This is a genomic window from Paractinoplanes hotanensis, assembly GCF_023717965.1.
Taxonomy (GTDB): Bacteria; Actinomycetota; Actinomycetes; order Mycobacteriales; family Micromonosporaceae; genus Actinoplanes; species Actinoplanes polyasparticus.
This window is the reverse complement of record NZ_JAMQOL010000092.1, coordinates 1-23,151: the sequence shown is the minus strand read 5'-3', so window position 1 is coordinate 23,151 and position 23,151 is coordinate 1. Positions and strand designations below refer to the sequence as shown.

Annotated in this window: 28 protein-coding genes and 1 pseudogene; 14 read left to right on the top strand and 15 right to left on the bottom strand. The window is 69.1% G+C overall.

What is annotated here, in order from left to right; all coding sequences use genetic code 11:
• Positions 1–286: 286 nt before the first annotated feature.
• Positions 287–1,045: a hypothetical protein gene (locus tag LXN57_RS46785; RefSeq protein ID WP_251804791.1), complete on the top strand. Its 759-nt coding sequence runs from the start codon at positions 287–289 to the stop codon at positions 1,043–1,045.
• Here LXN57_RS46785 and LXN57_RS46780 read toward each other — a convergent pair.
• From LXN57_RS46780 to LXN57_RS46750, 7 genes are all read right to left on the bottom strand, one after another.
• Positions 1,031–1,585 carry a hypothetical protein gene (locus LXN57_RS46780; protein ID WP_251804790.1) on the bottom strand — a complete coding sequence of 185 codons (555 nt, stop codon included), beginning with the start codon at positions 1,583–1,585 and terminating at the stop codon, positions 1,031–1,033. The two genes, LXN57_RS46785 and LXN57_RS46780, sit on opposite strands and share 15 nt — an antisense overlap.
• Positions 1,586–1,626: 41 nt before the next feature.
• A complete protein-coding gene (locus tag LXN57_RS46775) occupies positions 1,627–2,370 on the bottom strand; it encodes a dihydrofolate reductase family protein (RefSeq protein ID WP_251804789.1) in 744 nt (247 codons plus the stop codon).
• 162 nt (positions 2,371–2,532) lie between these two features.
• Positions 2,533–4,098: a CBM96 family carbohydrate-binding protein gene (locus LXN57_RS46770; RefSeq protein ID WP_251804788.1), complete on the bottom strand. Its 1,566-nt coding sequence runs from the start codon at positions 4,096–4,098 to the stop codon at positions 2,533–2,535.
• Between the two features lie 209 nt (positions 4,099–4,307).
• Positions 4,308–5,624: a hemolysin family protein gene (locus tag LXN57_RS46765; RefSeq protein ID WP_251804787.1), complete on the bottom strand. Its 1,317-nt coding sequence runs from the start codon at positions 5,622–5,624 to the stop codon at positions 4,308–4,310.
• Positions 5,625–5,676: 52 nt separating this feature from the next.
• Positions 5,677–5,835, bottom strand: a complete 159-nt coding sequence (locus LXN57_RS46760; protein ID WP_251804786.1) for a hypothetical protein — start codon at positions 5,833–5,835, stop codon at positions 5,677–5,679.
• Between the two features lie 38 nt (positions 5,836–5,873).
• A complete protein-coding gene (locus LXN57_RS46755; protein ID WP_251804785.1) occupies positions 5,874–6,152 on the bottom strand; it encodes a GlsB/YeaQ/YmgE family stress response membrane protein in 279 nt (92 codons plus the stop codon).
• A gap of 3 nt (positions 6,153–6,155) precedes the next feature.
• On the bottom strand, positions 6,156–6,491 hold the full coding sequence (locus LXN57_RS46750; protein ID WP_251804784.1) for an STAS domain-containing protein: 336 nt from the start codon (positions 6,489–6,491) through the stop codon (positions 6,156–6,158).
• 166 nt (positions 6,492–6,657) lie between these two features.
• Here LXN57_RS46750 and LXN57_RS46745 point away from each other — a divergent pair, with 166 nt between their 5' ends.
• From LXN57_RS46745 to LXN57_RS46735, 3 genes are read left to right on the top strand one after another with little or no spacing between them, the layout of a single operon-like run.
• Complete coding sequence (locus tag LXN57_RS46745) at positions 6,658–7,335, top strand: response regulator transcription factor (protein WP_251804783.1); 678 nt, start codon at positions 6,658–6,660, stop codon at positions 7,333–7,335.
• A complete protein-coding gene (locus tag LXN57_RS46740; RefSeq protein WP_251804782.1) occupies positions 7,332–8,684 on the top strand; it encodes a HAMP domain-containing sensor histidine kinase in 1,353 nt (450 codons plus the stop codon). The genes LXN57_RS46745 and LXN57_RS46740 overlap by 4 nt, the downstream gene beginning before the upstream one ends.
• Complete coding sequence (locus LXN57_RS46735) at positions 8,681–9,253, top strand: GerMN domain-containing protein (protein WP_251804781.1); 573 nt, start codon at positions 8,681–8,683, stop codon at positions 9,251–9,253. The genes LXN57_RS46740 and LXN57_RS46735 overlap by 4 nt, the downstream gene beginning before the upstream one ends.
• A gap of 182 nt (positions 9,254–9,435) precedes the next feature.
• On the opposite strand, the gene LXN57_RS46730 is transcribed toward LXN57_RS46735, so the two are convergent.
• Entirely contained in the window at positions 9,436–9,609 is a 174-nt protein-coding gene (locus LXN57_RS46730; protein WP_251804780.1) for a CsbD family protein, read from the bottom strand.
• Between the two features lie 147 nt (positions 9,610–9,756).
• On the bottom strand, positions 9,757–10,026 hold the full coding sequence (locus tag LXN57_RS46725; RefSeq protein WP_251804779.1) for a GlsB/YeaQ/YmgE family stress response membrane protein: 270 nt from the start codon (positions 10,024–10,026) through the stop codon (positions 9,757–9,759).
• A 398-nt stretch (positions 10,027–10,424) separates the two neighbouring features.
• Here LXN57_RS46725 and LXN57_RS46720 point away from each other — a divergent pair, with 398 nt between their 5' ends.
• From LXN57_RS46720 to LXN57_RS46710, 3 genes are all read left to right on the top strand, one after another.
• A complete protein-coding gene (locus tag LXN57_RS46720) occupies positions 10,425–10,562 on the top strand; it encodes a hypothetical protein (RefSeq protein WP_251804778.1) in 138 nt (45 codons plus the stop codon).
• A 21-nt stretch (positions 10,563–10,583) separates the two neighbouring features.
• Positions 10,584–10,937, top strand: a complete 354-nt coding sequence (locus LXN57_RS46715) for a hypothetical protein (RefSeq protein WP_251804777.1) — start codon at positions 10,584–10,586, stop codon at positions 10,935–10,937.
• 161 nt (positions 10,938–11,098) lie between these two features.
• On the top strand, positions 11,099–11,542 hold the full coding sequence (locus LXN57_RS46710) for a HEAT repeat domain-containing protein (RefSeq protein ID WP_251804776.1): 444 nt from the start codon (positions 11,099–11,101) through the stop codon (positions 11,540–11,542).
• Positions 11,543–11,648: 106 nt separating this feature from the next.
• Here LXN57_RS46710 and LXN57_RS46705 read toward each other — a convergent pair whose 3' ends face one another.
• From LXN57_RS46705 to LXN57_RS46690, 5 genes and pseudogenes are all read right to left on the bottom strand, one after another.
• Positions 11,649–12,056, bottom strand: a complete 408-nt coding sequence (locus tag LXN57_RS46705; protein WP_251804775.1) for a hypothetical protein — start codon at positions 12,054–12,056, stop codon at positions 11,649–11,651.
• A gap of 6 nt (positions 12,057–12,062) precedes the next feature.
• A complete protein-coding gene (locus LXN57_RS46700) occupies positions 12,063–12,887 on the bottom strand; it encodes an IS5 family transposase (protein WP_251804774.1) in 825 nt (274 codons plus the stop codon).
• A 376-nt stretch (positions 12,888–13,263) separates the two neighbouring features.
• On the bottom strand, positions 13,264–13,707 hold the full coding sequence (locus LXN57_RS48255) for a RidA family protein (protein WP_438872992.1): 444 nt from the start codon (positions 13,705–13,707) through the stop codon (positions 13,264–13,266).
• A gap of 57 nt (positions 13,708–13,764) precedes the next feature.
• Positions 13,765–15,120, bottom strand: a pseudogene (locus LXN57_RS46695) (carboxylesterase/lipase family protein); the annotation flags it as partial.
• Entirely contained in the window at positions 15,117–16,007 is an 891-nt protein-coding gene (locus LXN57_RS46690) for an MBL fold metallo-hydrolase (RefSeq protein ID WP_251804772.1), read from the bottom strand. The gene LXN57_RS46690 and the pseudogene LXN57_RS46695, both read right to left, overlap by 4 nt.
• A gap of 117 nt (positions 16,008–16,124) precedes the next feature.
• On the opposite strand from LXN57_RS46690, the gene LXN57_RS46685 reads away from it, so the two are divergent.
• The 6 genes from LXN57_RS46685 (at position 16,125) to LXN57_RS46660 (ending at position 20,537) form a co-directional block, all read left to right on the top strand.
• Positions 16,125–17,015, top strand: coding sequence for a helix-turn-helix domain-containing protein (locus tag LXN57_RS46685; RefSeq protein WP_251804771.1), 891 nt, complete (start codon positions 16,125–16,127; stop codon positions 17,013–17,015).
• Positions 17,016–17,057: 42 nt separating this feature from the next.
• Positions 17,058–17,687, top strand: coding sequence for a DNA-3-methyladenine glycosylase (locus tag LXN57_RS46680; RefSeq protein WP_251804770.1), 630 nt, complete (start codon positions 17,058–17,060; stop codon positions 17,685–17,687).
• 193 nt (positions 17,688–17,880) lie between these two features.
• A complete protein-coding gene (locus LXN57_RS46675; RefSeq protein ID WP_251804793.1) occupies positions 17,881–18,645 on the top strand; it encodes a CAP domain-containing protein in 765 nt (254 codons plus the stop codon).
• A 78-nt stretch (positions 18,646–18,723) separates the two neighbouring features.
• Positions 18,724–19,218, top strand: coding sequence for a type II toxin-antitoxin system PemK/MazF family toxin (locus LXN57_RS46670; protein WP_251804792.1), 495 nt, complete (start codon positions 18,724–18,726; stop codon positions 19,216–19,218).
• A gap of 52 nt (positions 19,219–19,270) precedes the next feature.
• Positions 19,271–19,870 (top strand): hypothetical protein, encoded by a 600-nt coding sequence (locus LXN57_RS46665; protein WP_251804769.1) that lies wholly within the window; start codon positions 19,271–19,273, stop codon positions 19,868–19,870.
• A 1-nt stretch (position 19,871) separates the two neighbouring features.
• The gene (locus LXN57_RS46660) at positions 19,872–20,537 is read left to right on the top strand and encodes an adenylate kinase family protein (RefSeq protein WP_251804768.1); all 666 of its coding nucleotides are present in this window, start codon (positions 19,872–19,874) and stop codon (positions 20,535–20,537) included.
• Here LXN57_RS46660 and LXN57_RS46655 read toward each other — a convergent pair.
• Positions 20,527–21,276 carry a polyphosphate kinase 2 family protein gene (locus tag LXN57_RS46655; RefSeq protein ID WP_251804767.1) on the bottom strand — a complete coding sequence of 250 codons (750 nt, stop codon included), beginning with the start codon at positions 21,274–21,276 and terminating at the stop codon, positions 20,527–20,529. The two genes, LXN57_RS46660 and LXN57_RS46655, sit on opposite strands and share 11 nt — an antisense overlap.
• An 84-nt stretch (positions 21,277–21,360) precedes the next feature.
• Between LXN57_RS46655 and tyrS the strand changes: the two genes are divergently transcribed.
• Entirely contained in the window at positions 21,361–22,617 is a 1,257-nt protein-coding gene (gene tyrS / locus LXN57_RS46650) for a tyrosine--tRNA ligase (RefSeq protein ID WP_251804766.1), read from the top strand.
• The last annotated feature ends 534 nt before the right edge of the window (positions 22,618–23,151 follow it).

Genomic DNA, 23,151 nt, shown 5'->3' with positions numbered 1-23,151 from the left:
TCCTTCACGACGCACACACCGTGACCGTCTGCCTTACCGCGGCCCGCAGACCCCCGAAAGTGCGAAAGTCGAGAAACACCGGTTCCCGTGAGAAATTCGCAGCAAGAAGAAACGCGGCGCGAAAGCGCGACGCGCGAGGGATCAGCGCTGGGAAAAGCTCACAGGATGTACAAGGGACAGTCCTTCATCGGCTGAGCCCGCAACATATCGACGCCGGGCGCCGTCGTTCCACCGGTTTAACGGTCGAGGCAGGCGCAAGCCGTACGCAAGCACTAGGGTGCCCGGCGTGGATGTCGCCCGCACGTTCCTGACCGAGATCGACGCCCGGCAGCCCGAGGCGCTCACCGGGCTTTTCCTGCACGGGTCGATCTGCTGGGGCGAGTTCTTCGCCGGCAGCGACGTCGACTTCGTCGGCGTGTGGGCCAAGCCGCCCGACCACACCGCCCTCGCCGAGGCCCACGAGGCGACGAAGGCGAGACACCCCGAGGTGGTGTTCGACGGCTTTCACTGCTCGCCGGACGACCTCGGCGTCTCGGCGTTGACCGTCGGGCGGCGACCGGCCTTCTTCCGGGGCGAGTTCGACCCCGACGGCAAGATCGACATCAATCCGGTCACCTGGCACGAGCTGGCCGAGCGGGCCGTGGTGATCCGGGGCGAACTGCCGCCGGTGCACACCGACCGGTCCGAGCTGCGCGAGTTCACACGGAACAACCTCGACACGTACTGGCGGTCGATCCGCACGCAGATCGAGCAGGACGTCGCCGTCGCCGAACTCGGCCGGCACGAGCCGTCCGTGCTGTGGGTGGTGCTCGGCGTCGCCCGCCTGCACCACCTGCTGGTCAAGGACGAGCTGACGTCGAAGAGCGGCGCCGGTCGCTACATCGTGGCCGAGCTGGACCCCCGCTGGCGCCGGCTCGGGATCGACGCCCTGCGCATCCGGGAGCGACCGGACGAGCCGACCGCCTATGACGACCCGGCCGAGCGGGGCCAGGAGACGTACGACTTCCTGCGCTGGGCCATCGACGACCGGTCAGGCCAGCGGTAGCCCGGCCGACTGGGTCTCGGTGGGCTGCGGGGCGGCGTGGTGAGTGAGCACGGCCCCGGTCATGAAGGTGCCGCCGACGGCCAGGGCGCCCAGGACGCCCAGGGAGATCTGCTGCTCGAGGTCGCCCTGGTGGGAGTAGTCGGACTCGGTCACGACGGTGGTGCGGTCGTCGACGGTCAGCACGTACTGGCCGTCGCGCAGCTCGGTCTTGCCGTCGAGCCCGGCGAAGGCCACCACCACGGCCAGCCAGAAGGCGAAGAACAGCACCCCGGCCAGCATGCTCGCCCAGTGCGGCACGTGCGGCGGCACCCACGAGGTCAGGCTCCACGGGCTGCGGGGCCGGGTCGTGCGGTAATACCAGCGGTTGCCGACGACGCCGGCGATCACACCCGGCACGGACAGGGCCGCGGCCACCCCCACCGCCCACCCGGTCGGCACCAGGCGCACCCCGGCCACCAGGGCGGCGATGAGCACGGCCGACCAGAGCAGGCCGGCGGAACACATCGCGCCGCACACCAGCAACCACCGCTGCGGAACCATGTCCGGACGTTATCGGCCCGGCCGCCCGAGTGTGGCCGTTTTCAGCGAGAGCGGGTCACCTCGTAGCGCAACCAGAGCGTGCCGTCGGTCTCGGTGTTCGAGGACAGCAGGCGCAGCCGGGTCGGGAACTCGCCGTCGGCCAGCGCGGGCCCGTCGAACACGCCCGGCCCGTTGCCGCCGATGGCGGCGGGCAGCACGATCAGCTGGATCTCGTCGACCAGGCCGGCCCGCAGCAGCGCGCCGTTCAGCCCGCCGCCGCCCGAGGAGACCACGCAGGTGACCCCCAGCCGCGAGCGCATCCGCCGCAGGGCGGCCCCCAGATCGACCCGCTGTGTGCCGGCGACCAGGTAGCTGATGCCCTCACGCCGCAGATAGGCCAGGTAGGCTGCCGGCGTCGCGTGCGAGACCAGCACCAGCAGGTGTTGCCCGCCGGCTTCCTTCATCGTCCACCGCACCCGGCCCCGGCCGTCGACCACCGTGAACCACCGCTCGGCCTCGACGGCCAGGAAGTCGTCGTACACGTCGTCGGAGGTGGCCGGGGGCAGCCCGGTCAGCGGACCGGCCGACGGCGGCACCATCGACCCGCTGCCCTCGAGCGTGGCGGTGGGGGAGTAGAGCCGGTCGAGCAGGGCGGTGCGCGCTTCCTCGACGGCCGCGGAACTGGGTGGTCGTAACGTCTCCCAGACCTTGCCGTCGTCGGTCGTCATCAGGGGGCGGTCACGGCGCAGGCCGACCCGCCCGTCGACGGACGTGGCCACGGACACGACTACGCGAGGCTTCTCCATGCCACCTTGGTAGCAGCGCCCTACGACACTTTCCTGGGCGTACGCGAGACCGTCGACGACCTCGCCGGCGCGCAGCAGCACGGGTGTCGAGCGGAAGCGTGCCGCGAGAAGCGCCGCCCGGGTTTCGCCGGGCGGCGCTTCTCGTGTCGGCCGAAGCGGGGATCAGCCGAGTTTGACGTTGAAGATCGGGCTGGCGGCCAGCTTTTTGAAGGAGGCCAGGCCGGCCGGGGTGCTGCCGATGCTGATGTCGCGGTCGCCTTCGTCGTCGGCCTTGGTGTCGAAGTGCACGATCGCCTTGATAGCGGGCCGCTTGACCAGTTCGGGCAGGACGCTGTTGTAGACGGCTGACTTGTCGGTGGTCTTGCCGATGCGGTGGTAGGCGCCCCACTCGGCGACCATGATCGGCTTGCCGGGGTTCTTCGTGGTGGCCCACTCGTAGAAGCCGAGGCCGCCGCCCGTGGGCTTGCGGTCGAGCAGGTCGGCGAAGGTGCCGTAGTGGTAGTAGCCCTTCTCGACCGAGACGTAGGAGTCCAGGCCGATCCAGTCGACGATGTCGTTGCCCGGGTACAGGTCCTTCCACCAGGTCTGCGCCAGCCACTTCTCGTTGCCCATGTAGGCCATGACGTTGACGACGTTGGTCACGCCCTTGGCGCGCAGGCGCTGGATGGTGTGGCGGTACATGGCGGCATAGTCGGTGGCCTGCCAGCCGGATCCGGCCTTGGCGACGACCTCGTTCTCCGGCTCGTGGTGCAGCACGAGGAAGGTCTTCTTCCCGTACGCCTTGATCCGGGTGGCGAACGCGTCGATCCGCTTGTCCTGCTCACCCTGGGCGACCTTGGCCCAGGTGGAGCCGTACGCGATCTTCCAGTTCAGCAACAGCACGCGCGGAGTGGCGGCTTCGGAGGTCATGGCGATCTCGGACTTGGTCGGGAACGCCTCGTCGCCCTTGTGGTAGGTGTGGAAGATCGTCGCGGTGCGGCCGCTGAGCTTCTCCCAGTTCTTGTGCTCGACGTCGCGCGGCAGGCTGGTGAAACCACCGGCCGCGCCGCCCCACAGCACTCCGCAGGACGGCACCAGCTTGGCGCCGGTGACGCAGCGGGAGTAGTCGCCGGCAACGATCGGGGTCGTCGGCTTGGCGGGCGCCGGGTTCACGGCAACCTTGGTGTTGGTGGTGATGACCAGTTCGGGACCGCCGCCGGCGCGGTTCTCGGTCGACTGGAATCTCACCACGGCGTTGGTCAGCGATGAGGTCAGCGCGAACGAGTAGGTGCCGGGTCCGTACACCTCGTGGCTCAGGTCGAAACCGACACGGCTGTCCGCGGCTTTCGGGGTGACCGAGGCGACCGGCAGACCGAGCTTGGGGGCATTCCCGGAGGTCAGCTTCGCCTCGGTCCACGATGTGCCGACCACTCGGGAGACGGTGATCTTTCCCTTCGGCGTGCTGAGCGGGCGCAGGAAGAGCACCGCCTTACGTACCTCGGTGCCAGCCGGGACGGTGAATTTGACATAGGCCGTCTTGGCGTCTGCGCCGAGTTTGCCCACGGCGAGCTTGTCGTCCGAGCCGAACGTGGTGGTCTTGCGGCCGTTTGAGGTGTAGGTGTCGTCGGTGGCCTTGACCGTCAGGTTCACCTCGGCCGCCGCGGCGGCATTCGGCACCAGAATGGCGGCGGTGCCGGCGATTACGGCGGTCAGAGCTGTCACAGACTTCGGCAGCTTGGCGCGTCGCATTCAGAAATCTCCTCCAGTTGTCCGGCCGTTGTCGGCCGGGCATGGGAAGAGATTCCGTGACGGCGGGTGCGCGGTGAGTGCCCGCGCGGTTGTCACCTGGTTGCTGTGCCGGCAGGTCAGTTCGACGTTGCGGCTGAGTGCGGTCGACGCCCTGCCGCCCTGCGGCCGAGGGGCCTGTCCGCGGCGGGTGCCTGCCGAGCCCGTCGGTCCTATGCTGACACGGGGTGCACCGCCGGGGTCTGGGCATCGTCGGCCTGGTGGTCCGGGTGGGGGCGAAGCCGCACTCTGGTGATGGCGTGTCCGGTGACCTCGACGACGTGCACGGTGTGCCCGCCGAGGTCGACCTGCTCACCGGCGGTGGTGGGGATGTGGCCGAGGCGGGCCAGGACCAGCCCGGCGATGGTGGTGTAGTCGCCGTCGGGTTCGGCGTCGAGGTCCACGCCTATGTCGGGCAGGTCATGAAGGGGGAACGCGCCGGTCACCAGCATCGCGTCGTCAGGTTCGTGCTCGACGGCCTGTACGTCACGGTCGGTCTCGTCGTAGATTTCGCCGACGATCTCCTCGACGAGGTCCTCCATGGTGACGATGCCGTCGACGGCGCCGCGCTCGTCGACGATCAGGGCGAACTGCTGGTGCTGCTGGCGCATCTGCCGCAGGGCGTCGGAGACCTTCAGAGTTTCGGGTACGAACAGCGGCGGGTTGGCGTGCTCACCGACCGTCCCGTCGGCATTGACGAGATCGCGTAGGTGCACGACGCCGATGACGTCGTCGAGGCCGACGGGTCCGGTCACCGGCGCGCGGGAGTGCCCGGAGGCAATGAGCGTGCGCAGCGCCTCCGCGACGGGCAGGGCGGCCGGGAGGTGGGTGACGTCGCGGCGCGGCACCAGGATTTCCCGCAGGATGCGGTCGGCGATCTCGAACGCGCCGCTGATGATGGTGCGCTGCTCGGCGGAGAAGCCGCCCTGCGTGGCGACCATGTCGCGGATCTCCTCGGTGCTGACCTCTTCGCGTGCGGCATGCGGGTCACCACCGGTGAGCCGCACGACCAGGTCGGTGGACTTACCGAGCAGCCACACCGCGGGTCGCGACGCGGTCGCGAGTATGTTCAGTGGGCGGGCGACGAGCAGCGCCCATCCTTCGGCGCGTTGCATGGCGATGCGTTTGGGTGCCAGCTCGCCCAGTACCAGGGTGATGTATGCCAGGACGATGGTGACCAGGACGACGGCGACGGGTTCGGCGGCGGAGCCGAGGAAGCCCAGCGGGCCGATCAGTGGTTCGGCCAGCGATACCGCTGCGGCGGCGGAGGCCAGGAAACCGGCCATGGTGATGCCGATCTGGATGGTGGCCAGGAACCGGTTCGGGTCACGCGCCAGTTTGGCCAGGACCTGCCCGCCGCGCGAGGCGCGTTCCAGGCGTTGCAGCTGGCTGTCCCGCAGGGTGACAAGGGCCATTTCGCTGCCGGCGAACGCGGCGTTGAGCAGCACCAGGATCAGCACCAGCGCCAGTTGTATGCCGTAGCCGGACATGCAGCGTCACCTTTTCTGTTTGAGTACTTTCACTGGCAGTGCGGGATGAGTTCTATTGCATCGCCCGGCGGGTGTGCACGACGCCGAGGACGATCGCCGCGACGAGCGCGACCAGTCCGATGATCAGCAGCCATTGGACGGCTTCGATGATGATGCCGAGCAGGATGAGCACGAGGGCGACGACGCCGACGGCGATGAACAGGGCTCGCATAGCGGTACCTCCACAGTTGGGGCGGGGCCGGGGTGTGCTCAGCGCACCCTGGGTGCGCGGCGGCGTCCAGCGGTGCCGGCGACGACCGCAACCCCCAGAGCGGCCAAGCCAATTTGGATCAGCAGGGTGAGCAGGCTGAAACCGGAGGTTTCGATACCGGCGGCCCGGGCGAAGATGGTGCCGAGCAGGGCCGCCACCACGCCGATGGCCATGGTCAGCCAAATGGGGATGTTCTGCTTACCCGGAACGACCAAGCGCCCCAGCGCGCCGACGATCAAGCCGACGACCACAGCGGTGACAATTCCCGAGACGGTCATGATTTACCTTTCTTGTGCTTGCTTCTCAGGCCGGGCGTCGTCTTCTGTACGGGCCGGCGTCTCGACGGTCAGGACGTCATAGACGCGGGCGAGGTGCAGCACACGACGCACCAGCGGAGAGGCCGATCGCAGCACCAACCGCCCATCGCACTGGCGGGCCCGACGATGCGCGGCAAGCAGCAGGCTGACGCCGGACGCGTCGATGAACGGACAGCCAGCCAGATCGACGACCAGACGCGCTGGGTGCAGGCCCATCGCGGTGTCGAGCACGGCGCCGATCTCACCCACGGAAGCGAGGTCCAGGTCCTGATCGACCCGAACCTGCACCGTCGAGATCACCCCGGCATCTCCGCTGTCCGCATCTCTCCATCTCCCGCCCTCGTCTACTACGAGACTGTTCGGGCGGTGTGGAGGTCTCTGCCCGTAGTTAAGTCAGTCCGATGTCAATCCGGCCGAGGCCTCGCGGCCGCGAGTGTTCCGGCGCGAAGCGGGCAATGATGCACTCATGAGCGCAGTGTTGGTGATCGAAGACGATGACGGGATCCGCGTGTCATTGATGCTGGCTTTGGAGGACGAGGGCTACACCGTGCGAGGGGCCGGTACCGGTGAGGGCGGGCTGCACGCCCAGCGCTCCCAGCCCGCCGACACCGTCCTGGTCGACCTGATGCTGCCCGGTATGGACGGCTTCGAGACCATCCGGCAGCTGCGGCGCGACGACGACGTTCCCATCGTCGTGGTCAGCGCCCGCGACGATACCCATGACATCGTGGCCGCGCTGGAGGCCGGCGCCGACGATTACGTCACCAAGCCCGTCGCCGTGAAAGAGTTGTCCGCGCGGTTGCGGGCCCTGCGCCGGCGCTCGCGCACCACCCTGGCCGAGCCGATACCGGCCCTGCGGTTCGGCGACCTGGAGATCGTCGCTGAGGCGGGCGAGGTTCGGGTGGCCGGCGACGCCGTCGCGCTCACCCGGACCGAGTTCCGGCTGCTGTGCGAGCTGGCCGAGCACTCAGGTCGGGTGCTGTCCCGCCAGCAGCTGCTCCAGCAGGTATGGGAGTACGACTTCGGCGACGAACGCATCGTCGATGTGCACGTCGGCCGGCTCCGCCACAAGATCGAAACCGACCCGCGTAACCCGTTGCGCCTGGTCACCGTCCGTGGCCTCGGCTACAAACTGCAACGATGAAGCGCGCCGGCCTGCGCACCAGGGTCACCGCCGGCTTCGCAGCCGGTGCGCTGACCCTGTCGGCGGCGATGGCGCTGGTGTCCTACCAGTTGACCCGCGACATGCTCATCGAGCAACGTGAACGCACCCTCGCCCGGGCAGCCATCTCCGACGCCGCCGTCGTCCGCGCCGGCCTCGACGGGGACCGACCCGACATCGCGCAGGCCCTGCGAGCCCTCGACACCGGCGAGAACCGGCAGGCGGTGCTGCGCCGCGACGGTACCTGGTACGCCATCGAGGCCGGCGTCGACGTCGAGACCGCCATCCCGCAAACCTTGCAGGGCTTCAGCCGGCCCGGCCGCGCCGGGATGCAAAGGATCCACACCGACGGCCGACCCGCCCTGGTGGTCGCGGTACCGCTGTCGGCGTCGGCCACGTTCTACGAGATCGGCTCCCTCGACGAACTCGAGTCCACTCTGTACCTGCTCGCGCTCAGCCTCACGGTTGCGGCGATCATGACAGGAGCGGCCGGGGCGGCGCTGGGCTGGTACACCACCCGCCACGCCCTGCAACCGCTCGCGGCGGTAGCCGACGCCGCCGAATCCATCACCGCCGGCGGATACGGCACCCGACTCGACCCCACCACCGAACCCGACCTCGAACGGCTCACCACTTCGTTCAACCACATGGTCGACGAAATGTCGCAACGCCTGCAACACGACCGGCGCTTCGCCGCCGACGTCAGCCACGAACTGCGCTCACCCCTGCAAACCCTGTCGGCGGCCACCAGCGTCCTGACCCGCAGCCGCGAACACCTCGACACACGCACCGCGACCGCCGCCGACCTCGTCGCCACCGAAATCACCCGCTTCCAAGCCCTGGTCACCGACCTGCTCGAGCTGGCCCGAAGCGACCAGCCCGCCGAGCGCGGCCCGACCGACATCGCCGCCCTGGCCCGCCAGGCATGCCGTACCCGGAACCTGCCCGACAGCCTTGTCACCGTCGACGCCGGCGTCGACACCACCTGGCACGTTGACCGGCGTCGCATCACCCAACTGCTCGGCAACCTGATCGACAACGCCGTGCGATACGCCGGCGCACCTACCGACGTGCGCATCAGCGCCACTGCGTCCACCTACTACCTGGACGTTGATGACCAAGGCCCCGGCATCACCGACGACGAGAAACAGATCATCTTCGGCCGATTCGTCCGAGGACGCAACGCCGGGCGTGCCACCACCGACGGCACCGGCCTCGGGCTGGCTTTGGTCACCCAGCACGCCCAAGCCCACGGCGGGCGTGTCACCGTGCACGACCGGCCCGGCGGTGGCACCCGGTTCCGCGTCGAACTACCCGAGTGCACCCCATGAACCGCCGCCTCGCCGCGCTGGCCACCACCGCACTACTGCTCGCAGGCTGCGGCGTACCTGCCGAACAGACACCGCGTGAGCTACCACCATCGCGCGGGCTGTCCGAACCCTCGGAACCCGCCGGCCCTGCTGAACCGCAGCGATCAGAAGGCACCGTCGCGCAGCCCATCTACTTTGTGCGCAATGACAAACTCGTCGCCGTAATACGCCGCATCCACACACCCGCCACCGTCGATGACCTGCGTCAAGCGCTACACGCCGGGCCCACCGACGCCGAAGAAGACGCCGACATCACCAGTGTCCTGACCGGCACCCTCACGATCACGGGCATCCGCATTTCCGGCACTCGCGCCACCGTCGAGGTGATCGACAACCTGACCGACATAAACCGCACGGACAAGATCCTCGCCTTCGGCCAGATCGTCTGCACCCTCACCAGCCGGCCCAAGGTCACCACGGTCACATTCCTGCGCAACGGTCAACCACTCGACATCCCCCGCGGGGACGGATCACTGTCTGGACAACCAGCCACGGCCGAGCACTACCGGGCCCTCATCGCACCGGCCTAGGTAGTCGTCGGTCATGAAGATCGCGCCGGCCGCGAATCTGGCGGTCGGAGCCTCGTGGTCCATCTGCGCTGCTCCGGGAATCCCGGGATGATCCTGGTGCAGGGCAGGGAGAGACGGCGAAACGGGCCGCGACGGGTGATCGTCGCGGCCCGTTGGCTGGTGCCGGAGCGCTGGCCAGGCTGTCAGGACTTGAACGCGTCCTTGATCTTCTCGCCGGCCTGCTTGATGTTGGACTTGCTCTGGTCGGTTTTGCCCTCGGCCTCGAGCTGCTCGTCGTCGGTGGCCTTGCCGATGCCTTCCTTGGCCTTGCCCCCGAGCTCTTCGGATTTGTTGTCGAACTTATCGTCGATGCCCATAGCAAACCTCCACTTTCGTCGTGCCCGTTGAGTCGGTCACCTCTGGGGTCGTACCCGGTGACGGGCTGGCGAACCGGCTGTTGCAAGATCCGCGTCCCGGCACGCGCGCGAACCCGCGAGCCGGGACTCAGCCCTGCCACGACCGTCTCAGACTCGACTGCGCCCGCGGACGCCGGCGATGACCGCCACGCCGGCTGCGGCGAAGCCGATCTGCAGGAGCAGCTCGATCCAGTCGATACCCGGGGTCTCCGCCACCCCCAGCGCCCCGGCGAGCAACGTGCCGAGGACGGCGGCGACCACGCCGATGACCAGGGTCAGCCAGATCGGGATGTTCTGCTTGCCCGGCACAACGAGCCGGCCGAGTGCGCCGATGATCAGGCCGATGACGATGGCGGTGATGATGCCGGTGACTTCCACGATGTTGCTCCTCGTCTACAGGGGTCGCACCGTTCCATTCCGCACGGCTTCTCGGCCGAAACGCCGCAGCAGCCCCTCGCGGCGTACTTTCACGCAACTGTCATATTCCTGCGAAGGCGGCCACACCGAGCCTGCGACGGGACAGAGGGCATGCCCGACCCGTAACACCACAAGGACGTTGATCAGACATCCTCTGTGGGGGTGTAGAGCATGACCCGAACCCGGTAAGGCGCCCGTGCCGTTCGGCGCGGCGAACTCGTCCGCGCAGCTGAAGGGAACCATCGTGTCGCCGCGGGCGCCGATCAAGATGAAGCCGCAACCGCTTCTGCCGGCGGAAGCGCCGGCCGCGGGAGGCACGCTGGTGCGCCCGCGGTGGTGGCGGCAACGTGGGCCGGGGGATGAGTGGAACGGCCGGCGCCCTGGGCGCCTTCGCCCTGGCCGCCGATCTCTACTTCCTGATCCGGTACGGCCCGTGCGGGGTAGCGCCGATCCTGATTCCCGAGTGCCGGCCTGCGATTCCGGACTGGCAGAGATAGCTGGCCTTGTACCGTGGCCGCATGCCGGAGCGCCGAAGCGATGTGGAGTCCGTCGACTGGGCCGCGCTCGAGGTGTTCGGCCCGCCCGCAGAGGTTCCCGTCGCCCTCCACGCAATCTGGTCGGACGACCCGGAGCGCCGGGCGCTCGGTTACCGCTACCTCTCCGATCGTCTGGTGCACCAGGGGTCGCGTTCCCCGGCCTCGGCCGCGGCGGCGCCGTTCGTCATCGACGTCGTGGCCGACCCCGCTGGGCCGGACCGGTTCGTCGCCTGTTCGCTGCTGTGGCGGATCGCCCTCGGTAACGAGGATTCACTCTCAGTGAGCGGCCCGACTTCGCGCACGGGCGGCGGGAGGCGGCTCGGCGGGCCGGCCTGACGGTCGAGGAACTCGAGGCCGACCTGGCCGCCTGGGTCAGCGCCGCCGCCGATCCCGAGGAGCGCGCCGCCCGCGAGCTCACCGCCTCCTACACGAATGTCGAGCGGGACCGCCTCGCCGACCGCTGGAACGTCGAGGCCTACGACGCCGTGCGGGCCGGCGTGCCGGTGTATCTCGCGGCGCTGACGGCCGACCACCTCGGCGTCCGGATCTACGCCGCCCAGCTGTTGGCCTACTTCCCCGAGGACGCGGCGGCGGTGGTTCCGGCCCTGCTCCCGCTGAGCGGCGGCGAGGATCCGGTCGTGGCATCGGCGGCCGCCGTCGCCGTCGGCATCTGCGCCCGTGGCACGGGCGATCCGGCGGCCGCCGCGGCCATCACCGCCCGCTGGGAGGGGGCCACCAATCTGGCCGAGCGGTGGGCCACCGCGATCGGACTGGCGCAGTTGCTCGACGATCCCGCCCCCGCCGTCCTGGCCGACGTCCGCGCCGCGACCGAGGCTCCGGCCCCGGTCCCGCACTTCCCGTTCCTCGACGGCGACATCGCGGCGCTGGCCACCCACACCTTGGACAGGCTGGAGCCCGACCCCGGGTTCACCGCCGTGTGAGATCTTTGCCGGTGGTCACGGCCAAGACGCCGAAACCCGTACCCTCCTGACCGCCTCGGCCGGCCTGGTCACTGAACCGCTACAACTCAGAGGGTGGTCCGGGAGGTTATGCCCGTTTCTCGGTAAGGGTGAACAGGCCGGGTTGGCCTTCGGCCAGGATGTGCCGGTTGACCAGGCGTTTCAGCTTCGCGCGGATGCCTTCGGTGTCCTTGGGCTCGGTGCCGATGCCCAGCGCGAGACAGACGTCTTTCGCGCGCAGGGCGCCGCTGTGAGCAGTGAACACGGCAAGGATCTGCTGGTAGGGCTCGCTGATGACGGCCGGCTCGGATGCGGTGACCTCGTCTTCGAGGATCTTGGTCAGGGTTTGGCGGGTGGTCGCCAGGTCGGCCAGTTCGGCGTCGATGGCGGCCACCTCAGCGGCGAGCTTGGCCTGTTGCTGGCGCAGGTGGTCGCGCGTGGCGGCCGCGGCGGCTTCGCGGGCGGCGATCAGGTCGAGAATGGTCGTGGTGTTCACGACCGCTCACCGCCAGGACGGGGTGCTGGTGCCGGTCAACCGGCGTACAAGGTTGGCCGCTGAGGCCCACAGGGTGCGCGACACGCTGGATTCCGGGCGGCTTTCGTACTCGCGGACCAGCCGGCGGTGCAGCATCAACGTGCCGTTGACCTGCTCGACGACCCACCGCTTCGCGATCGGTACGAACCCCGGTTTCGTGTCGCTGCGCTTGACGACCTCGACATCGACGCCGAGCACGGCGCCGTGGATGCCCAGGTCGTGTTTAAATCCGGCGTCGACCCAGGCCAGGGTGACGGTCGGGGTGTGCTCGACGACCTTGTCCAGAAGCCGGACACCGATTGCGGTGTCGGTGACGCTTGCGGCGGTCACCACCACCGCGATGATCAACCCGAGCGCGTCGACGGCCAGCCCGCGTTTACGGCCCGGCACTTTCTTGCCGGCGTCCTTGCCGGTCGTCGCGGCCGGGACGTGGTTGGCGGCGCGAATCGACTGTGTGTCCAGCACGACCGCGGACGGATCTTCGCGGCGGCCGGCCTTCTCCCTGGCCTGGCAGCGCAGCAGATCATGGATCGCCTGGTCGGTGCCATCGTCGCGCCACAACGCGAAGTAGTAATAGGTGGCGGACTTCGGTGGCAGGTCATGCGGCAGATACGTCCACTGACACCCGGTCCGGTTCTGATAGAAGATCGAGTTCAGAATCTCCCGCAACGAGTAGCGGCCCTGATGGCCCGACACCGACGGATGCTTCGCTTTCCACGCATCCAGGAACGGGCCTACCACCGCCCACTGGTCGTCGGTGAGGTCACTGGGATACGCCTTCCGCTCGCCCATGACCAGCTCAACCCGCACCCCGGCCGGTCGGACATCGGCACAGCTCAAAGGTCACGACATCGAGCGATGACGAACTACGGAAACCTCACAAACCGGCCTCTCAGGCCGCCGGGCGACCGATCTCGACCTTGTGCCGGGCGGGCAACGGGAGGCGAAGTTCGCTGCGGCATCCGTAAATGCATCATGATTGGCAGACTTGGCCCAAGATGGCATTTAGGCCCCTGAGCTGTGCCGAGCAGAGCGCCTCGACACCGCCGCGCCAAGGGATCCCAGCCCTCGACCGCTCAGCCACTGTTACGTCGTCTCAGCAGGGGAAATGGCGGCTGTCGCGTCGGCGACGAAACCTCATCACCGCCTTCGGCGCCTCCTGACTGGCCTACGGGCTCAACCGGACGGTGAGTTCGACCTCGACCGGCGCGTCCCGAGGCAACGCGGCCACGCCGATGGCGCTGCGAGCGTGCCTGCCTGCCTCCCCGAAGACGTCGCGCAGCAGCAGCGACGCTCCGTCGACGACCTCGGGTTGCCCGGTGAAGCCAGGCTCGCTGGCGACGTAGCCGGTCATCTTGACGACTCGGTCGACACGGTCGAGCCCGCCGGCCAGTTCGGCGACGGCGGCCAGGGCGTTGAGGGCGCATCTGCGCGCGAGCCTGCGGGCGGTCATCGGGTCCACCGAGCCGGGGCCGCTGCCGACCTTTCCAGTTGCCGGTAGGGCGCCGCCGAGCAGGGGAAGGTGCCCGGACGTGATGATCAGCCCGCCGTCGCGTACCGCCGATTCGTACGCCGCAGCAGCGCCCGGACGCGGCAGCAGGAGAGTGAGCAGGCCCCGTGGTCCCCAGGCGGCGAACTCGTCGGTGCGTACGTCGTCGACGTGCTCCCACGTCCGGTCGATGACCTGGACGCCGTGCGCGGGCCAGCCGGGATCGCCGGTGCGGGCAAACGCGATCCAGGCGTGGCGCATCCGCTCGGCCAGCCCCTCCGGTGGCTGGTCTCCAACGAGGGGTTTCGCCGCGTGCAGCGTGCCGAAGACGAACGGCAGTTCCACCGTGTGACCGGAGCGGATGGACGGGGAACGCCAGCGGAACTCGTAACGGTGGACGGGGCCCGGATGCGCGTCGGCCAGGCGCCGGGTGCCGAGCCCGAACAGCGCGTCGGAGAGTACGGCGGTACGCAGTTCCGCCGGATCCGCGTCCGGCCGCGATCGGCGGTACGCGTCGACGAGATCGTCCGGGCGGGCGTGGAAGCGGGCGGCCTCCTCCCGCACGTCGGAATCGGTGACCGCGCCGAGCTTGCCGAGCGGACCGAGATAGAGAGCACCCTCATCCAGATTGGATCCGATCAGCAGCGGGATCGCCGCGGCGGGCGTGTTCGCCGGCTGGCGGTCGAGCACCACGCTGAAGGTCGTGATGCCGCCGAGCGGGTGGTCGGGGATCTCGACGCCGGCGATTTGTGGCACCACCGCGACCAGGTCGTCGTCGGAGAGGCTGGCGAACGCGGCGGCGAGAGGCTTCCGGCCGAGCTTGCGAGCGACCGCTTCCGTGACGATCGCGGCCTGCTCCGGGGTGAACGCGCCAGTGCCGGTGCCGCTCTGCAGTACGGCCCGCCGGGCCAGTCCCGCGGCGGTGGGTTCGGCGAGAAGGGCGGAGAGCAGGATCGCCCCGGCCGATTGACCGAAGACGGTGACGTTGCCGGGGTCACCGCCGAACCCGGCGATCTCCTCCCGGACCCAGCCGAGCGCGGCGATCACGTCGAGCAGGCCGCGGTTGTCCGGCGCGTCCGGCAGGCTGAGGAAGCCGGTGACCCCGAGCCGGTACTGCACGACTACGAGGATCACGCCGTCGCGGGCGAACGCAGAGCCGTCGTAGAGCGGGCTGCTGGCCGAGCCCGCGGCGAAGCCGCCGCCGTGTACGAACACCATGACCGGCGCGTTGGCCACAGCCTCCGGCGCCCAGACGTCGACGGTCAGATAGTCTTCGCCGCGCCGCCAACCCGGACCGAAATACGGCGACATGTCCAGGGTGCCGAAGGCATCCCGCGCTGTTTGCGGCGCGGTCGGACCGTGCTCGGTCGCGTCGCGGACGCCGGACCAGCCGGGATGAGGCGATGGAGCCCGGAAACGCTCGGCGCCGATCGGGCCTTTCGCGTACGGGACACCGTGGAACACCCGTACGCCCGGAAGCCGCCGCCCTCGGACCTGGCCCGCGGTGGTGGTGATGATGACGGCCGGGTCGTTCATGCCGTCGCCCCGGCGACCGCGAAGCCGCTGCCACGGCGGGTCACGGTCAGCGTGCCGGAGCCGGCCAGGTGGGCCGGCAGGACGATCGCGCGGTGGTCCGCGGCCCAGCCGAGCAGCTGGCGACGAGCGGAGCGGGCCCCGTCGGCGTCCTCGCAGAAACAGCTGTTGTAGTCGTCGTGCGGCACCTGGACCGGCGAGTGCAGCAGGTCACCGGCGAGCAGCGCGTGCTGGCCCCGGGAGGACACCTTCACGACGCTGGAACCGGGGGTGTGCCCAGGTGCGGTCTCGATCGTCAGGCCGGCGTCGAGCTGCCGGCCCTCGTCCCAGGTCTCGACCAGCCCCGCGACCAGGACCGGCGCCACGCTGTCGGCGAAGACATTCTGATTGACGCCGGCGTCCGCCTCCGGCCGGTTCAGGGGATCCCAGAATTCCACGTCGGCGGCGGGCATCAGGTAGCGGGCGTTAGGGAAGGTCGGCACCCAGGTCTCGCCATCGAGCCGGGTGTTCCAGCCGACGTGGTCGGCGTGCAGATGGGTGTTGACGACGATGTCGACGTCCTCGGGGTGGACCCCGGCGGCGGCGAGATTCGCCAGGTAAGTGTCCTCGCTGCGCAGGTGCCAGGCGGGAACGGCCGGACGCTGCTTACCGTTGCCGACGCCGGTGTCGACCAGGATCGTCCGCCCGCCGCTACGCACCAGCCAGCTGCGGAACGCGAGCAGCGCCTGGCCGTCGGCGGCGTCCATGTGTTCGGGTACGAGCAGGAATTCGTTGCGCTGCCACAGGGTCTCGGGCAGGTTCGGTACGAGGTCGCGCTGGAGCATGCCGATCGCCCCGCACGCCTCGTCGATCCGGATGATGTCGACATCACCCACGGTGGTGGTGAACATGGATCCGAGCCTGCAGGCCGGTCCGCTTCCGGCCAAGACCTCAGCCGACCGTACGCTGCGGGAAGGTACCACTGCCAGAGGTAGTCACCGCCGGAGAATCTCACGTACCGTGACGACATGTCCGTCAGCGCGCCGGGGCTCGGCACCTACCTCCGTTCGTTGCGCACCAGGGTGACACCGGCGAGTCTGGGGCTGTCCGTCCAAGGGAACAGACGACGCGTGCCCGGCCTGCGCCGGGAGGAGATCGCGCAGCTGGCTGGGGTGAGCGTCTCCTACTACATCAGCCTGGAGCAGGGCCGGGCCGAGCACGCGTCGCCGGAGATCCTGGGCGCCATCGCCCGCGCCCTGCACCTCGACGAGTACGAGGAGGGCCACCTGCTGAACCTCGCCACGGCGGCCCAGCATCGACGACGCGGGCCACGCCGGCGTACTCCCCGACTCGCGCCCGCATTGCTCGCGCTGCTCGAAGCCATGCCGGGCGTCCCGGCCTTCGCCCACGACAGCACGCTGGACGTGCTCGCCTGGAACCGGGTGGGACACGCGCTCTACGCACCCCACCTTGACCGGAGTCTGGTCGATCAGCCCTGCCGGCGGCCGAACCTCGCCCGCATGGTCTTTCTCGACCCGTGGTGCCGGGAGTTCTATGTGGACTGGAGGGCCAAGGCCGAGAGCCTGACAGCGATGCTGCGCCTCAACGCCGGCCGGGAACCGCACAACACCGCGCTGTCCGACCTCGTTGGTGAGCTGATCGTCAACAGCCCCGACTTCGAACGGATGTGGCTACGCCACCGGGTGCGCGCCTGCACCGTGACGGTCGTCGACCTCGACCACCCTCAGGTCGGCCGGCTCAGGCTCACCCAGCAAGCCCTGGCGAGCCTGGCGACGGCCGACACGGTGCTGGTGACCGCCACGGCCGAGGCGGGCTCGGCCTCGCACGAGCGGTTGCAGCTTCTCGGCAGTCTCACCGCGGGCGGTCCGCCCGCCAGGAACGGCGCTGTGTGCCGGTGAGCCGCTGTTCCTTGCTCGGGGGCCCTCTGCTTTGCTCGGAGCATGACCTACGCCTGGCTCGGTGCTCCCGCGGCCGATGTCGCTGAAACGGCGCGTACCCTCCTCGGCTGGCTGGCTGTTGCTAACGGCGTCACCATCCGGATCACTGAGACCGAGGCATATTTGGGTCTGGGTCAAGACCCGGCCAGCCACGCCCACCGCGGCCGCACCGCCCGTAACGCAGCCATGTTCGGCCCAGCGGGTCACCTCTATCTCTACCGCATATACGGACTGCATACCTGTGCGAATGTGACTTGCGGACCGGCAGGGGAGCCTGCGGCAGTTCTCTTGCGAGCTGGACATGTAGTGCGTGGCGCCGACCTGGCCCGCTCCCGGCGGCCGGCAGCCAAGCGCGACGTCGATCTCGCTTCAGGGCCGGCGCGCCTGGTCGAGGCGCTTGGCTTGCAACTGACGGCGTACGGCACATCGGTGGTTGATGGCACGGGCCCGCTGACCTTGCATCCTCCGACTGAGCCGGTGCCGGACGAACACGTCCTAGCTGGTCCTCGTGTTGGTGTGACCGCTGCGCACGATCTGGCGTGGCGATTCTCCATCGTCGGCGACCCCACCGTCAGCGCCTATCGACGCCACGTGCCCCGTAGCAGCCGAAAAGACCTTGGAAGTACGCCTTGACCTCGCCAGCCAGGATTCGTTCACCGGAACAGCCAAGCACACCGGCAGAGAGCATCCCGTCCGGGCCGCGGCGTCTTAGGTCTCCGTGAGCCGCGCCTTAAGGGCTCATTAGCCGGGCTGACCAGGCCGGATCAGCGCCGCATAGTAGGGGTCGCGCTTTTCCCCCACACCTGAGGTGACCCGTCCCGTGTCGATGTCCGCTGCCGCCCGCTTCCGCTACACCCTGGTGGCCGGCGCTACCGCTGTGGTCATCGGCGGCGGCTTCACCGTCGCCGGGCTCACCAAGAACGCTCAGGCCGACACCACCGGCGCCGTGAACACCAGCGTCGACCGGGCACTCGTCGACCAGGGCGCCACCGAGCCGGCCCCGCCCGCGCGATCCGCGTCGCCGTCCCCCAACTCGCCGTCCCCCAGCTCCACGGCCCCCACCACGACGCCCCCGACGTCGAAGGCGCCGGCGAAGAAGAAGGCCACGTCGAAGCCCAGGCCGACGGCCACGAAGAACAAGAAGCCGGCCACGACGGTCCCGCAGACCAGCGGCTCGGTCGTCGAGCAGGTGCTCGCCCACATCAACGCCGCCCGCAAGGCCGAGGGCCGGGGCGCGCTCAGCCTCGACACCGACCTGTCGAGGGCGGCCGCGGTCCACAACCAGCTGATGATCGACGGCTGCGGCCTGTCGCATCAGTGCTCGGGCGAGAAGGGCCTCGGCGACCGGTTCAGCGCCCAGGGCGTGAAGTGGTCGGGCGCCGGCGAGAACATCGGCTACGGCTCGAGCGCGGCCAGCGACTCGGCCCAGGTGAAGGCGGCCAACGGCCTCACCGACAGCATGCTGGCCGAGGTGCCGCCGAACGACGGCCACCGCAAGAACCTGCTCAACCCGAGCTTCAAGCGGATCGGGCTGAGCATCGTCCGGGACAGCAAGGGCATCACCTGGATGACTCAGGACTTCGTGAACTAGGCGCGCCGGCCGGCCGCGGCTCTCAGGCGCCGATGTCGGGGTGTCATACCCGCCGCCTAGAGTGCACCCGTGGCCAAGATGCTCAAGACCTTGTTGCGCCGGGTGGCGGAGGCTGTCGCCCCCGCCCGCGTCCCGCGGCAACAGCCCGCTCCCGCGCCTCGACCGCAGTCCAGACCGCGTCCGCGCCAGGTGCCGACCCACGAACGGGGCCGGCACATCGAGTATTCGCCCAACCTGGACGGCGACGCCGATCCCGGCGAGATCGTGTGGACCTGGGTTCCGTACGAGGACGACCCCTCCCAGGGCAAGGACCGCCCGGTCCTGGTGGTCGGCCGCTCCGGTCGCACGGTCCTGGGCCTCATGCTCACGTCGAAAGACCGCCGTGACGGTGAACACAACTGGCTGTCCATCGGCGCCGGCGCCTGGGACAGCGATGATCGACCGAGCTGGATCCGGCTCGACCGGGTGATCGAGGTCGACCACGACGGCATCCGCCGCGAGGGCGCGATCCTCGACCGGTCCCGGTTCGACGAGGTTGCCGCTCGGCTACGCCAGGAGTACGGCTGGCGCTGAGCAGCGGCCGTTGATGGACAACCGCCGGTGCTGACCGGCTAGCGTTGACGCCATGGTTAAGGACGTAATGACCGGATTCGGCGGCAAGCAGGCCTGGCTCGCCGTCCGTCATCGGCCCGGGGCGACGCCGGAATCCGTGATCGCCGCCCTCGGCCTGCGCGACCTCGGCACCGTGCCCTGGCGCGACGGCATCGACCTGGCCCACCTGACCGACGACCGGGTGGCGGTCACCCCGCCCCTGCCCGGCGCCCGCGACGAGCAGTGGCTGCTCGCCACCGGCCGCCGGCTGCTGCGGCCCGACGTCCCGGTCGACGTCGTCGCCCTCTCGGCCACGCTCGGCACCGAGGTGCAGTTCTTCGCCACCCACCGGGTCACCGAACTGCACCGCTGGCAGCGCGCCGCCGAGGGCGAGCTGATCCGCACTTTCGGGTATGTGGGGCAGACCGGTGAGGTCACGTCCTGGCACGGCGAGCCCGACCCGGCCGAACGCGACGCCGGCCTGCCCGGCGTGCTCGACGAAGAGACGACTGTCCTGGTGGGCGAGAAGGACGTGCTCGCCGTGGCCGACGCCTGGAGCATCGACCCGACCACCCTGACCGGCCGCGCGGCGCCGGGACCGCTGCGCATCGGCGCGGCCGACGGAGAGAGCTGACATGCGCAAGTTTGTGATCATGGGAGTGCAGGGCAGCGGCAAGGGCACCCAGAGCGAGTTGCTCTGCACCGACCTCGACCTGGTGCACATCTCGGTCGGCGACATCTTCCGCTGGAACGTGCAGAACCACACCAAGCTGGGCGCCCAGGTCCGCCGGACGATGACGGCCGGCGAACTGGTCGGCGACGACATGGTCGAATCCGTGGTGCGGGAACGCCTCGACCGCCACGACTGGAACTTCGGCTTCGTCATCGACGGCTTTCCACGCAACGGGCGCCAGGCCGAGTTCTTCATGGAGAGCTACGACATCGACGCCGTCATCCACCTCGAGCTTCCCGACGACGAGGTACGCCGCCGCGTGCTCAGCCGCCGGCTGTGCCCCAACTGCGGGATGGACTACAACCTCATCGCCGACCGCCCCGAGATCGAGGGCCGCTGCGACATCTGCGGCCACGAGCTGATCACCCGGGCCGACGACACCCCCGAGGCCCTGGACGCCCGGCTGCGCGACTACCACCAGAAGACCCGCCCGGTGCTCGACATCTTCGGCCGCAAAGAGGTCATTCACGACATCGACGCGCGCCCGTCGGCCGAGGAGGTGCAGCAGTCCATCCGCGACCAGCTCGGACTGCCTCCCTACAAGCCGGCTGTCGCCCTCAGTACTTGATGCCGCGCTTGGTCAGCTCCGCTTCGACGGCGTCGCAGACCGCCTCCACCACGGCGAAGCGCGCGTAGTGCTTGTCGTTGCTGGGGATGACGTGCCACGGCGCCCACGTCGGGTCGGTGCGCTCGAGCATCTCGTCGATGGCGGCCTCGTACGCCGGACGCTTCTCCCGGTTCCGCCAGTCCTCGTCGGTGAGCTTCCATTGGCGCAGCGGGTCGCCCGACCTGTCCTCGAAGCGGCGCAGCTGCTCCTCGGGCGAGACGTGCATCCAGAACTTGACCATGATCATGCCCTCGTGAACCAGCGTCCGTTCGAACTCCACGATCTCGTTGTAGGCCCGCGACCACTGCTCCTTGGAGGCGAAACCCTCGACCCGCTCGACCAGCACCCGCCCGTACCAGGACCGGTCGAACACGGCCATGCCGCCCCAGCCCGGCAGCTTGGGCCAGAAGCGCCAGAGGAAGTGGTGGCGCTTCTCGTCGTACGTGGGCGCGGCGAACTGTGACACCCGGACGAACCGCGGGTCGAGCGGGGCGACCAGCCGCTTGATGGCGCCGCCCTTGCCCGAGGCGTCCCACCCCTCGAAGACGCAGCACAGCGGCGGCCCGATCTTCTGCTCGCCGATCTGACCGCCGAGGAGCAGCCGCAGCCGCAACATGCGTTGCTGCGCCTCCTCGAGCCGGGCCACAGACTTCTTCTTGGAGATCTCGATCGGCGGCTCACCGCTACCCAGGCGACTCATGCGTACAGCATGGTCCTGTCACTCACGTTTCGCAGCGTCGAAACCCGCTGTCGTCGCGGCCGCGGGGTGCGGGACAATCGCCTGGTGACTCTCCTAGACGACCTGACCTGGCGCGGACTGATCCAGGACTCGACCGACCCGGCCGCCCTGGCCGAAGCACTCACCGGCGACCCGATCACGTTCTATGTGGGCTTCGATCCCACCGCCGCGTCGCTGCACGTCGGTCACCTGATGCAGGTCGTCACGGCGGGCCGGCTCCAGCGCGCCGGGCACCGCCCGCTGCTGCTGGTCGGCGGCGCCACCGGCCAGATCGGCGACCCCCGGGAATCGGCCGAACGCACGCTCAACCCGCCCGAGGTGATCGAGGGCTGGGTCCGGCGCATCCGCGAACAGCTGGCCCCCTTCGTCACGTACGACGGCGACAGCGCGGCAACGATGGTCAACAACCTCGACTGGACCGGCCCGACCTCGGTCATCGAGTTCCTGCGCGATGTCGGCAAGCACTTCCCGGTCAACAAGATGCTCGCCCGCGACGTGGTGCGCAACCGCCTCGAGAGCGGCATCAGCTTCACCGAGTTCAGCTACCAGCTGCTGCAGGCCAACGACTTCTACCAGCTGAACCAGCGGCACGGCTGCGCGCTGCAGTTCGGCGGCTCCGACCAGTGGGGCAACATCACCGCCGGTGTCGACTTCGTACGCCGCCGCGGCGCCGGCCCGGTGCATGCCTTCACCACCCCGCTCGTGCTCAAGGCCGACGGCACCAAGTTCGGCAAGAGCGAGGGCGGCGCGGTCTGGCTCGACCCCGAGATGACCAGCCCGTACGCCTTCTACCAGTTCTGGATCAACGCGGACGACCGCGACGTCAACAACTACCTGCGGTTCTTCAGCTTCAAGAGCCGGGAAGAGCTGGAAGAGCTCGAGAAGGCGACCGCCGACCGACCCCAGGCCCGGCTGGCCCAGCGTGCCCTGGCTGAAGAGATCACGGCGCTGGTGCACGGCCCCGACGAGGCACAGCAGGCGATCATGGCCAGCCAGGCGTTGTTCGGGCGGGGCTCCCTCGACGATCTCTCACCCGAGACGCTGCGCGCGGCCCTGAGTGAGGCCGGCCTTCTTTCCGTACGGGGGGAGATGCCGAACTACAGCACGTTGCTCAAGGAGTCGGGCCTGGTGGCGAGCGCCAACGAGGCCAGGCGCACGATCACCGAGGGCGGCGCCTACGTGAACAACGAGCGCATCACCGACGGCGAGGCCGTGCCCACCGCCGACACCCTGCTCCACAACCAGTTCCTGGTGCTGCGCCGCGGAAAGCGAACCTTCGCCGGCGTCGAATACACCGCGTAGGCCCCGCCTCGCCCGTTGTCCACAATCGCGGGCCGTCCACAGGGCGGCCCGCATCGCGAAGCAAAGATCACTCTTTTCCACCACACTGACCTGTGGGGGTCCCCCTAGGGAGGGTGGGCTGGTTGGCGTGCTCGCCGGTCATGATCGAAATGCTCGTGAGCTGGGGAAAGTGCCTCGGGCGAGCGGGCCGCGATCTTAAGGTTCTGACTGATCGGCCCCCTGTGACGTGGTTCGCAGGGGGCCGATTTGGCGTCCATGGCACGGCCCTGTAATGTTTACCGAGCCGCCAGGGAGACGGGCGAGCGAGCGGGACTCTTCAGAGGCCCGGCGCGGCCGTCCTGGGGGGATCCCGAGGAAATGCTTCAGCGATAGCTGATGTAGATTCTTGCGGGCTTGAGCAGTTCTGGATCGCGAATTTCGGGGAAGTTACCCGGGTTTGACGAGAAGGAAAAGCCCAAGTAAAGTTGAGCGAGTGCCCCGGAGCGGTTGGCCGGGTGTGGTTGTTCTTTGAGAACTCAACAGGGTGCTTGATAA